The sequence below is a fragment of the Pirellulales bacterium genome (genome assembly GCA_036490175.1).
Classification (GTDB): domain Bacteria; phylum Planctomycetota; class Planctomycetia; order Pirellulales; family JACPPG01; genus JACPPG01.
This window is the reverse complement of sequence record DASXEJ010000003.1, coordinates 1-12,281: the sequence shown is the minus strand read 5'-3', so window position 1 is coordinate 12,281 and position 12,281 is coordinate 1. Positions and strand designations below refer to the sequence as shown.

The 12,281-nt window shown below is 61.3% G+C and carries 8 protein-coding genes; 5 read left to right on the top strand and 3 right to left on the bottom strand.

What is annotated here, in order from left to right; genetic code table 11:
• Nucleotides 1-744: hypothetical protein (locus tag VGG64_00315; GenBank protein HEY1598011.1), on the top strand; the 744-nt coding region annotated here is incomplete at its 5' end.
• A 1,107-nt stretch (nt 745-1,851) separates the two neighbouring features.
• On the opposite strand, the gene VGG64_00310 is transcribed toward VGG64_00315, so the two are convergent.
• A complete protein-coding gene (locus tag VGG64_00310) occupies nt 1,852-3,126 on the bottom strand; it encodes a hypothetical protein (protein HEY1598010.1) in 1,275 nt (424 codons plus the stop codon).
• 648 nt (nt 3,127-3,774) lie between these two features.
• Between VGG64_00310 and VGG64_00305 the strand changes: the two genes are divergently transcribed.
• Both VGG64_00305 and VGG64_00300 read left to right on the top strand, forming a co-directional pair.
• Nucleotides 3,775-4,749, top strand: a complete 975-nt coding sequence (locus VGG64_00305; protein ID HEY1598009.1) for a hypothetical protein — start codon at nt 3,775-3,777, stop codon at nt 4,747-4,749.
• A gap of 38 nt (nt 4,750-4,787) precedes the next feature.
• On the top strand, nt 4,788-5,432 hold the full coding sequence (locus tag VGG64_00300) for a methyltransferase domain-containing protein (protein ID HEY1598008.1): 645 nt from the start codon (nt 4,788-4,790) through the stop codon (nt 5,430-5,432).
• A 233-nt stretch (nt 5,433-5,665) separates the two neighbouring features.
• Here VGG64_00300 and VGG64_00295 read toward each other — a convergent pair whose 3' ends face one another.
• Nucleotides 5,666-6,610: a PEP-CTERM sorting domain-containing protein gene (locus tag VGG64_00295; GenBank protein ID HEY1598007.1), complete on the bottom strand. Its 945-nt coding sequence runs from the start codon at nt 6,608-6,610 to the stop codon at nt 5,666-5,668.
• A gap of 668 nt (nt 6,611-7,278) precedes the next feature.
• Here VGG64_00295 and VGG64_00290 point away from each other — a divergent pair.
• Together VGG64_00290 and tsaD are read left to right on the top strand one after the other, a co-directional pair.
• Nucleotides 7,279-8,835 (top strand): S41 family peptidase, encoded by a 1,557-nt coding sequence (locus VGG64_00290; GenBank protein ID HEY1598006.1) that lies wholly within the window; start codon nt 7,279-7,281, stop codon nt 8,833-8,835.
• Between the two features lie 184 nt (nt 8,836-9,019).
• On the top strand, nt 9,020-10,039 hold the full coding sequence (gene tsaD, locus VGG64_00285; protein ID HEY1598005.1) for a tRNA (adenosine(37)-N6)-threonylcarbamoyltransferase complex transferase subunit TsaD: 1,020 nt from the start codon (nt 9,020-9,022) through the stop codon (nt 10,037-10,039).
• Between the two features lie 123 nt (nt 10,040-10,162).
• On the opposite strand, the gene VGG64_00280 is transcribed toward tsaD, so the two are convergent.
• A partial coding sequence (locus tag VGG64_00280; GenBank protein ID HEY1598004.1) for a hypothetical protein occupies nt 10,163-12,281 on the bottom strand: 2,119 nt, incomplete at its 5' end.

The following is a 12,281-nucleotide window of genomic DNA, read 5'->3' as shown; positions in this document are numbered from 1 at the left end:
CACATGGTGCCCGAGCAACGCGTCAAGACCTGCACCTACAAGGTCTGCCACATGGAGCAAGAGCAACGCGTCAAGACCTGCAATTACACGGTCTGCCGCATGGTCCCCGAGCAACGCGTCAAGACCTGCACTTACCAGGTCTGCCACATGGTGCCCGAGCAACGCGTGAAGACCTGCACGTACAAGGTCTGCCACATGGTGCCCGAGCAACGCGTCAAGACCTGCAACTACACGGTCTGCAAGATGGTGCCCGAGCAACGCGTCAAGACCTGCAACTACACGGTCTGCCACATGGTGCCCGAGCAACGCGTCAAGACCTGCACCTACAAGGTCTGCCACATGGAGCAAGAGCAACACGTCAAAACCTGCACCTACAAGGTCTGCCACATGGTGCCGGAAGAATGCGTGAAGACTTGCAACTACACGGTCTGCAAGATGGTCCCCGAAAACCACGTCAAGACCTGCTGCTACAAGGTCTGCCACATGGTCAAGGAATGCCACTCGAAGCAGGTGCCCTACCAGTGCTGCCACATGGTGGCCGAGAAGTGCGTCAAGCAGGTGCCGTACACCGTCTGCAAGCCGGTGCACTACACCAAGACCATCAACGTCACACGTTGTGTGCCGAAGCAGGTTGCCTACACAGTAACCCGCTGCGTGCCGCGAGTCGTTTGCAAGCAAGTGCCGGTCACGATCTGCTGCCCGGTTCCCTGCTGCCCGGCTCCTAGCTGCGGATGCGGTGGTTAGTCGTTCGAGTCTGTGAGAGTTCCTCCTCTCCCTCGAGAGGGCTGAGGAGGGCCTGGTTTTGCTAGAGCGCGGCGGCCCGATCCAAGATGGATCGGGTCGCCGTTTTTTTGTTATCCCGCGCAGCTACCTTCGCCGCAGGGCGCGTCGCTACAGCTCTCTTCGCGAAACGTAGCGGTCACACGAACCGCATCCTGTCGCACGTACCGCCGCATTGAGACCATCTGGTGTGTCACGGCGAGAACGGCGCCCTCCCCGTCGACAATCGTCAGAGTGTGCGAAATGAGCGGCCAGTGGCAATTGGCCGCAAGAACTACTGCTCCTGGGCGGCGACCCTGGCCTGCTTTGGCGATCAGGTTGCAGGGAGGGCGCTGCGCCAATTGGGCAAGGTCGAGTTGGCGGTTAACCCCACGCCCGCCGCAACCGTGACGCGAGTAGGTCGACGACCAGCACCACGACCACCGAGATGCCCACCGTCGGCATCAAGATGCTCGTCGCCGCGACAGTGGCGACGAGCCAGCGCCAGCTTCTATGTATGTTGTGCCGGTGCCTGAGCATCGCACTGCGTCGCCGATGTCACGGGAAAAGCCGCTTCGTTCTTAGAAATTCGTCCGAATCGAGGCACTCGCGAAAAACGACCCATTAATTCGCACACGTCCCGCGTCGGGAATTGAACGCCTCCGGTTAGTGTCTCTGCAGCCAAAGCCCGAGCGCGAAGCATGCCAAGCTGACCAAGACAACGACCATCGGCCGCAGCCATCTTCCCTGCCTTCCCGGGATCAGACAAACACTCCCGATGATCGCCATTGCCAAAAGCGGGACGGCGAATAAAGCAGACGAATGTCTTGGCCGGAGGTACGCGAGTATTGCTGCATAGACTGCAAAGGCTGACATGAAAAGGAGCAGGCCCAGCAGGCTGAATTGCAATCGCTTCATGTCCACCATCGTACCACTGCGGCACTCCCGAATTCGCGAACAACGACAGTTTTGTGACGCCGCCGATCCCAGGCTTCGTCAGGCCTGACCGTAAATGAACGACGCTGAGCGGCCAGGTTCTTCCACGGAACGCGGAACGCCTTGTATCGCGCGTGGTTGCTGAAACGCTTACCGCTAAACCGATGGCGGCTGCGGGTCACCAGACGTTGCGTCAGACCGCTGATCCACTTTCATCACTGCCTCGCGTGAGGGCGCTTTTCCGGCGGGAGCCGACGGATTGATAACCCAGAAGCGGCTCGATGCCGCATTGACCCGCGGCATGAGCATCATGGCGGCGATAAAGAACCCCAGCGTCTCCGATGTCAGCACGATGCCCTGCAATGATTTCCAGATTGCGGCGACCAGTGTCAACGAAATTACGAGCACCGCCGGCAAGACGATGCCGGCCAGCCCTCGCCAGATCCCCATCAGCGAGACGGCCCGAATGCCGATGATCGTGATTGCGACAGCGGCCGAGATGACCACTGCTGGCCCCAGCGCGATGTACTCTTGCGCGAAGTACATGAGGGGGTATGCGCCGGCAAATGTGCCCACAGTCATCAGTAGCATCCATACGTCGAAGCGCGGTATCGCCACCGCCTGCACGACCAGGCCCACGAGAATGCCAAACACAACAACGCTGATCGGCCCCAGCCAAGTCAATTCGCCCAGCCGGTCGATCGGCGCTATGCCCAATACATCGACACGAACCGGCTGACCGAACAAGAGCCGATCGTAGTTCCAACGATATGTGCTGTTGCCCTCCGATCGATCAAGATCGGTGGGCTGAAGCGACAGTTCCAGCAGCCGGACGTCTGAACCGTTCGCTTGCAGCGACACGTCGTACTGGTCGAGAATTCCGCCCGGCACGACGGACAATTCGTACAACCCCTTGCCGACGGCGCTATATTGAACGTCGACGGCCTGCGGCTCGGCAGCCAGTTCGCCGCGCCATACGAGCTTGCCGTCGCGTACGGTTACATTTTCGCTCGCCTTGCCGTCGACATTAATTGCCAGGTCCGCTAGCGAAATAATCTGCGGCGGAAGCGGAAGCGCGATTTCGCTCTCTTTCGCGTTTCGACCGGAATGAGCCGCGCGAATCTTTCCCACGAAGCGCGCTTCGTAAATCGATTCGGGCGCTGCGGTGCCGACGCTCAGCCGCGGTGTCAGCGTGACTTCTGCCGCGAAAGCCTGAATTCGAGCAGGGGTTAAAGCGGCAGCGGGCGCGTGTGGACCATCACCGATTGAGTGTTCAATGAAAACATCGCTTTGGCTTGCCAAGCTCGATCTCCGCGCGGCCTCGCGCGCGGACTGAACCGCAGGGAGCAGGAGTGCAACCGTCACTGCCAAAATGATAACGACAACCAACAATTCGACCACGGTAAACGCGCGAGGATGCGAGCCCGACATGACACTGCCTCCTAGAGATGTGGTGAGGCGGAGCGGAAACGCGAAGTGAGGACGAGCGATGAGCGAGCTTCATCTTAATCGCATTCGGCCGCGCACAAATCAGTCGTCAGAGCGCTGATCATTAAGCGCTAATTGATAAGCGCAGAAATGACCTTCGAGGGAGAGGTTGCGGGGCCGATACCTGCCGCTCAGTTGTCAAAAAGAAGCTTCGCAACACGATCTACACAAACGCGGTTGTATTGCACGGCATCCACGGTAGAGTTCCATTGACGAGATTCTCAATGGTGACTCAATCCGAAACACCGACGCTTGGTGGCCGGCGAGCAACATGGCATGGGACCGATAGCCCCGAAAAGCCGGCGCGATGCGGAAACGCCGTCAAACGATCGATTTGCGGCACGGCGGAAAATGGACCGGCACGGCTGCCGGGCGACTTGGGCCGACGCTTACCGTCTGCGCCGCCCGAGCAGCGGGCCGTCTTTGCTGAAACGCTTACCTTCGTCCCGTAGGGCTAAAGATTTCCGGGCCGCGAGCGAAATACTTGTCTGGGGGTGCAAACGTGCGATCATGCCAGCCGGCACCGCCCGCTACGACGAACGTAACACGCCCTGTTCACAGCAGGATCTCCACGCCAGGAGGAATACCGCCATGTGCCGTCGACACGCTCGCCACCGGTTCCACAGCAGAGACGAACGTAAAGTCCCCCGGCCCAACCGATCACGACGCGGATTCTGCTCGAACCTGTTGCTGTGGGGGCTGGGGCTCGGCGCATTGCTGCTGGCGACGCATGGCTGCATAGGAGACGGCCCGCGCCAGTGGATCGAAGATACCGAAGACCACAATCTTCCCACCGTCGGCACGCGCCTCGTCTCGCTGAAAACCACCAACGGCCACATCCAGGTACGGCCTGCGAACCAGGGGGCCGAAATCATCGAAATCCACGCCATCGTCCGCGCCGGCGGTCGTGATCAGAACGATGCGGCCCGCTGCCGCGATGCGATCGAGATCGCCATGCCGGTCTCGGGTCACGACGACTCGACCCAGGAAATCACCTGGGCCTGGCGCGAGCCCAAGCAGCCCTCTTGGAGTGCGGACGTGTCGTTCGAGGTTGCCATGCCTGTCGAGCTAGACGTCGCGGCAGAGACCGACAACGGTCGCATCGACGTCGTCGGAGTGCTCGGCGATTGCCAAGTGAAAAGCGATAACGGCGCCATTCGCGTGGTCGCTGCGCAAGATCGGCTCAGTGCTGAGACCACCAATGGCGAGGTCATCGTCGAGTCGCCGGCCGAAGACGTGAATATCCGCTCGACCAATGGTGCGGTCAGGGCCACGCTGACCAACGGCCAAAACGTCGGCGGCACGATTTCGACCACCAACGGATCGGTCGCCGTGAAACTGGCCAAGACCGCCGCCACTACGCTGGAATGTCGAACCGTTCACGGGTCGGTAAAGAACTCGTTGCCGCTGACCGAGAGAGAAAAGAAGACTTCCCGATCGGCGGGTAAGAATCGCAGCCACCTAAAGGGGCAATTGGCCGGCGGCGGGGCCACTCTGGACGTGCAAACCACGAACGGCAATATTGACCTGCAACCGTACACCCCGCGCGATGCCCACGATGACTAGTTGCGGGCGTTTCCCTGCCCGCATTCTCGATCAGACGCATGCTCAACGATCACCGCCTGTTCTTCCGCCAGTTCCGCGAGAACTTTCATACCACCGGTTCGATCGCCCCCAGCAGCCGCTGGCTAGCGCGGGCACTGGCCCGCCACGTGGCCGGCGAAAAACCGCGCCGCAGGATTTTGGAAGTCGGACCGGGCACCGGCGCCGTGACGCGCTGGATCGTGCCGGCCCTTGGCGCGACCGACTCGTTCGACCTGGTTGAAATGAACGGCGAGTTCGTGGCCCGGCTGCACAGCCGGTTCGCAGCCGAGCCCGCGCTACAAGCTGCGGCGCCTCGCGTGCGGATCCTGCACCAGGCCATCGAGGACCTGGCTGCCGATGGAGGCTACGACGCCATCGTTTCCGGCTTGCCGCTGAACAACTTCTCGGGCGAGCTTGTCGAGCGGCTGCTGGGCAAGCTCGTCGGGCTACTAGCTCCCGGGGGTACGCTATCTTTTTTTGAGTACGTGGCCGTCCGGCCGGCAAAGTTGGCCATCTGCCGCGGCAGCGAACGACTTCGCCTGCGGGAAATCAGCGGCCATCTCAGGCGGCTGCTCGACCGCCATGAATTCCAACGCCAGTGCGTACTGCGCAATGTGCCACCCGCTTGGGTACATCACGTGCGCATCACGCCGGCGGTTTCCTGAAGCTAGGCTGTGACGCCAGGCGTCTTGCACTTCGCCGCGGGTACGCTTGGGCCAATCAAGCCGCGCCACGAGCGCGTGATCCGCTCGCCATAAAAAGAACCAGCGGCCCGCAGCCATGATGGCTTTCGGACCGCTGGATCAATCTCATCAAAGGTTGACTATACCCGGACGCTATTGCCAACTACCCAGAACGAGATGCCTTCACGCATACCAAGTCCTGTTGTTGCCGGCGGCTAGCGGCGGGTGCGACGGAAGCGATAGACGCAAGCACCGACCAAGGCGCCAGCCATCAGTACGAACGTACCCGGTTCGGGCACTTGCGTAGCCACAACCGTGCCACTCTCGGTGATCTGAGCGTACAGCGCCAGACCGGTCGAGGGCTGCAGGTTGGTGTACGAGGTCGCACTAAACGGCAGGTTCAATGTCGGCACGCCACCCACCACGCTGTAGTTGCCGGCCAGGGTCGTCGTCGACGCCTGATTGGTGATGGTCGTGTTCACCGGGGCCGCCAAGGGGCCAGCGGCAAATCCGGCGAGGGTGGTGCTAACCAGGTTCAACGTCCCATTGGAATCGCTGAAGTTTCCCAATCCATCCAAAGTCAGCGGTCCGGACGTGTTAACACTGAGCAGCGTCGAATTCAATGACGCCAGGAGATACTCCCCAGGAATAACGTTGCCCAGGTCAACGTAGGCACCAAGCTCACCCGGCGCCGGAGGACCCGTGACGTCGACGCCGTTACCCGGCTGCCAGGCACCACTGATATTCAGTCCCAAGTTGGCGCTGTTAATCGAGAAGCCACCGGGGGTGACGTCCACAGTGCCATTCAGCGATGTCGTCAAACCATTGCTAAGGACCGGAGTAACTCCAAAAGGACCAAGCACCGAAGGGGGTACCGAAGGATCGCCTTGCCCGACGGCATTCCCGAGAGAGAAGAACGTCACAGGGTTGCCGTCGTCCGGATTGGTATCGCCCGGAGCGTAGGGATTGCCGGTGACCGGGTTGTTGGTATTCCCCTCATCATCGATGAAGGCACCCACGCTGAGCCCGATGTTCACATTGCTGGACGAGGTGACAACGCTCAAGATATCCGCTTTAGCGGTTCGCAGGCCGAAGGCCAGCGGAGCTGCTGCTGCGAGGCAGCATAAGAGACGTAACGCACGATTCAAATTCCGGGACATTAGCAATTCCTCCTCAAAGCGGGCCGTACGGTCTTTGCCTTGAACTTGACAGATGCACGCCCGCCCCCAAACGACGCCGGCGTACCTGGTTCTGGGGCCAGTCTAACCGTCGATTACAAAGCGTTCAATGAATTTCACAGAGAAAAACGCAAGATCAGCGCAATACCTACACGCAACGTAATCGCAATCGGCGACTAAGGTTAACGAACAGTCAGATTCAAGCATGAGGGGGTAATGACACCCCCCGTCAGTTTCGGCGTCGATCGTTTGAAAAACCTGGTGATCAAAGCGCCACGCGGCGCGAACTGACGAACATACGGCGATTTACCTAACGGCGGTCCACGTGACTAGGGCCAAGACTAGGGCATCGTCCTGTTCGGCGGCTCGTCACGATTCGGCTGGCCCACGTTCCGGCACAGCGCCCCCGCGTCGCCGCGCCGTTAGCAGCGTCGAAGTGCGCAGGCGTGGGCCAAGATCGAGTCGCTGCGCGACGCGGGCAAGCGCCGAGTGCGCTTGTTTTCCCGAGGATTTACGAGTATTCTGAAATTGATCTCACGACGTTAGATAAGTCTAGAATTGCCCGCCGCTTACGCACTGCAAAGTACTGCATACCAGGCTGCCGGCCGCTCCGGCGCCGCGACCATTGGACGGCTGAACGGAGGATTGCCATGCGCTCTCGCGCGATTCTGCTGGCGGTCATTGTCTCAGGCACTCTCTACGGCCCTCTCAGGCTCTCTGCCGACGAGCCGAGCAAGACCGCCGAGGCCCCGCCTGCCGCAGGTACCGAAACCACCCCTCCCGACGCCGCTGCTGCACCTGCCGCTGCCGAAAAGAACGCCAGCAAGCAGCTCGCCGACGAATACGAACTGCAAAAGCTATTTGCCGACACCTTGGACCAGGTTGAGCGGAATTACGTCAAAGACATCAGCCGCCGCGAGTTGATGGAAGCCGCCATCCACGGCGTGCTCAGCAAACTCGACCAATATTCGAACTACATCAGCCCCGACGACCTGGGTCAGTTCAAGACGAGCGTCGAGAACCAGTTTGGCGGGATCGGCATCCAAATCGATATCCGCCGGGAATCGATCATCGTCATTAGTCCTCTGGTGGGAAGCCCCGCCTATCGTGCCGGCATCCAGGCGGGGGATCGCATCGTCGAAATCGAGGGCAAGTCCACCGCCGACATCCGCACCACCGACGAGGCCGCCGCCAAGCTCAAGGGCGAGCCCGGCACGACTGTAAACATCACGACGCTGCGCCCCAGCACGCGCGAGCGAAAGACCCTGGCCATCGAGCGCGAAGTAGTCCACATGGAGACGGTCATGGGGGACCGCCGCAAGGACACCGACGATTCGTGGGACTTCATGCTCGATCACGAGCGGAAGATTGGCTACATCCGCATCACCAGCTTTGGCCGCGATACGGAACGGGACCTGGCCCGGGCTCTCGATGAGTTGAAAAAGCTGAACCTGCGAGGGCTCGTGCTGGACCTGCGCTCAAACCCCGGAGGGTTGCTCACGTCGGCCATTGGCGTAGCGGATTTGTTCGTCACCAGCGGCAAGATCGTCAGCACCGAAGGTCGCAACACGAAATCGCGCAGTTGGGATGCCGAGAAGGACGGCACTTACGAGGGATTTCCCATGGTGGTGCTCGTCAATCGCTATAGTGCCAGCGCCAGCGAGATCGTCTCGGCCTGCCTGCAAGACCATAAGCGCGCGGTTGTCGTCGGCGAACGGACATGGGGCAAGGGCAGCGTACAAAACGTCATCGAGCTGGAAGGGGGCAAGAGCGCCCTGAAGCTGACGACCGCCAGTTATCAACGCCCCAGCGGCAAGAACATCCACCGCTTTCCGGATGCCAAGGAATCTGACGAATGGGGTGTGCTGCCGGACCCTGGCTATGAGGTCAAGCTCGATGAAAACGAGTTCTATCAGCAGATGAACAATCGCCACGACCGCGACATCCTGTTGGTGAACCATCACGTGCCACGAGACGCCGCGGCTGCCGGTAAGCCAGCCGGTAGCGAAACACAGCCGCCTGTGGCGGCGGACGCCGCGAAGCCTGCGGTGCAAGATGATAAAAAGGCTTCGCCTGCCGCTACGGGTGAGGGAAACGCGGCCGCCAGCGACGAAGCCGCGGCCGCCGCGCAGAAGCCGGCTTTCGTCGACCGCCAATTGCAAAAGGCCGTCGACTTCCTCACCGGCGAACTCGCCAAGGCCGGCTAACACGGCCGAACGATTGGCAATGTGCGGGATCGGCATGAAGGCCATTCGGCACACAGGATTCGGTAGCGCGGCACGCGGCCGCCGGCCCTGGCTATCGTGGGCGACAGCGGGCCGCGGGCATTCATCGCGATATTGGCTTTCGAGTCGTAACGGACACACCGCCGCTCTTTTTGCACTACTACGAATGTACCTACTGACGATTGAAACAACCTGCGATGAAACGGCCGCAGCCGTGATCGACGGCAACCGCGCCGTGCTGGGGGCGGTCGTGGCGTCGCAAGAACGACTGCACGAGCGCTTCGGCGGCGTTGTGCCCGAGATTGCTTCGCGAGCCCATCTCGAGCGCATGCTGCCAGTAATTGATGAAACGTTGCGCCGCGCCGGCCTGACGATCGCCGATATCGACGTTGTGGCTGTCGCCACCATGCCCGGCCTGGCAGGCTCTCTACTCGTCGGGCTGGCCGCGGCGAAGGCCCTCTGCGCGGCGCTTGATCTGCCGCTCGTGGCCATTAACCATTTGCACGCGCATGTCTACGCCTGCCGCATGGCCAGCGGTGTCGATGTGTTCCCCTGCACCGGCTTGATCGTCAGCGGCGGGCACACCAGCTTGTATAGTTGTCGCGACGCGCTCGACTTCCAACTGTTGGGCGGCACCATCGATGACGCCGCGGGCGAAGCCTTCGACAAGGTCGCCAGCATGCTGGGGCTGGGATTTCCTGGCGGACCTGCCCTACAGCGCGCGGCCGAGCGGGGAAATCCGCGGGCCTTCCAATTCCCGCGCTCGTTCATTCACGAGCCTCGCTTACAGTTCAGTTTTAGCGGACTGAAGACCGCCGTCCGCTATGCGCTGGCGCCGCCGGGCGCGCCACTACCCGCGGCCGCTACGTTGGCGCCGCAACTGGTCGCCGACGTGGCAGCCAGTTTCCAAGAAGCTGTCGTCGACGTGCTGGTTGCCAAGTCGCTGGCCGCGGTCGCACAGACAGACTCCCCTCGGTTGTGCATCGGCGGTGGCGTGGCCGCCAACGCGCGGTTCCGCCAGCGCATACAAGACGCCTGCACCGCCGCGGGAATCGAGCTGCACATCGCGCCCTTGGCGCTGTGTACGGACAATGCCGTGATGGGAGCGATCGCGATCGAGCGCTGGAACGCAGGACTCGTCGAGAGTCTCGACTTGGACGTGACGCCTGGTTTGGTGCGGAACTAGCGGCCGCATTACTCGTCACGATACGTCGAAGAAGTTAGTGGCCATCGATGCCCGTGGCCACAGAACTACGTGCGCTGGCACGCGAGCCTGCGCAACAGCGAACAAATATCGCGAGGCCAGGCACTAGAACCCGCCGCTACCACCACCAGTACCACCGCCCAGACCGCTACCGCCGCCAAAGCTCGAGCCGCCGCCGGACGAGCCGTTGCTCGTACCGCTGCCGCCGGTGACGTAGTTGAACGTGTTCACCTGGCTGATGCCCGAGAAGAATGGTAGAGGACTCACGCGCACATAGCGCCGGTCGTGCGAGATCACCGCATTAGTGCTCATATTGGCACCCGATGGCAACACGGTGATTACCGGCTGATAGCCGACGGCGCCACGCAGAAAGAACGGCGAGAAGGGCAAGCCAGCGCTGGCGGGACCGACGCCACGGCTATTGAGGAAGCTGCCGAGCGATCCGGGGTTGGAATTGGCGGCCAATTGCTGCGCCAAGATTTGCTGCCCGACATGCACCTGCTTGGCCACGGCGTTGGCCAGCTGCTGCTTCGCCAATGGCTCTTTGCGGCGTCCTCCCTTGAGGTCGAAGATGATCAGTGCTTCGTCATCCGTGAGCGCGATCTGCTTTTTGATGTGCGATTCGTACTTGCTCAGGTAGTGGGTATAGATATCGACCGACACCTTGCCGGTGGCCAGCTTGCCCCACACGCGTCGCACCAGGGCACGATAGACGCCGTCGAAGCCTTGCGGGCAAACATACGATTCCGACGCCATGACGTTCGATTTCTTATCCAAGCGCCGGCTGTTGTCGCCAAGCAGCACACCACCACTGGGCGTGCGCCGATTGCGCGCCGAGCAGATCGTGCCCGACGGCTCTTCGAGCTCCAGGTCCAGGTCCGCATCCCCCGTCCAACTGATGATGACCACGATATCGCGAATCAGCGATTGATCGAGCTTTTGCTGATATTCGTCGGCATCGGCCTTGCGGTTCTCCGAGCGCAGCCGATCGAGCGTCGAGGCGGCCAGGGCATACGCCTCGTGCCATACGGCCGCTTCTTCGTCGTTCCAGGCAAGACTAAGAATCCCCACCGTGGCCCATTGAATCGCGCTCAAATCGTCCAGCTTCTTGGCGATCCGCAGACTATGCGTGTAGGGACGGGGATCCATCGGCTCGGCGGCCGACACCTGGCGGAGCAGCTGCAACGCGCGCTTCTCCAAGCCGACCCCCGCCAGATATTCGGCCAGGTACAACATCTGTTCCGGACCTTCGACAAAATCAACGGCCGACATCAGCGTGCGATCGACGTCGTCAAGCGAACGACCGTCGGCCTGCATCGCCAGGCCCATGGCCTCGTACATCCAGGTCTGCCCCTGTTGGTTTTTCAGCGCGGCCATGATCAAGGCCACGACCTGGCCATACTTCTTGTCCGTCGTCAGCCGGCGCACCGTTTCGCGGACCACGGCGGGCGACTCTTCGTGCGTGGCAAAGTAATCGTCCCAGGCCGTCTCGGCATCATCTCCCGTCGGAGTCGTGATGCTGGCCGGAGCTTTGGCAGCTTTGGTAACGGTTTTAGTAATGGTCGCCGGCTGCTTGGCCGGTGTCGTCGCGGGCGGAGCCGGTGCGCGTTTAGCCGCGGGGATGCTATCGACCTTGGGCCCAACCGTAGCGGGCTTGCCCGATAGTTTCAGATCGTCCTTCACCGCAAAGGCGCGTAAGCCGGACGGTTGCGCGGGTGCCTGAACGGGGACGTTAAACATTCCGCCCCCGCCGCCCCCCATGCCTCCCATTCCACCACCCATACCGCCGCCCATGCCGCCTCCCATACCACCACCCATTCCGCCTCCCATGCCGCCGCCCATACCACCACCCATTCCGCCGCCGCCCATGCCGCCCATGCCACCCATGCCGCTGACCATGCGGGTTTGGATGGGGATCACGAGGTCGGCCACCGGATAGACGCGGGTGGTGAGAATCTCGTCGGCTTTTTCCTTGGAGGTGATCTTCAGCACTTCATCCTGCACGACGTAGGTCAAATCGAACTCTTCCAGGATCAACTTCAGCGCGCTACGGAGGCTGATCCCCTTGACGTTCTTCGTCACCGGAGCTGATGGATCGACTGCCGCATCGGTGAGCCCCTTGTTATCGAGCTGGATTTCAATGTCGTGCTTGCTCTTGATGTAATCCACCACGTCCGACAGCGGCGTGTCGGCAAAGTCGAGGTCGGTGTTGTTGCCGAGTTCG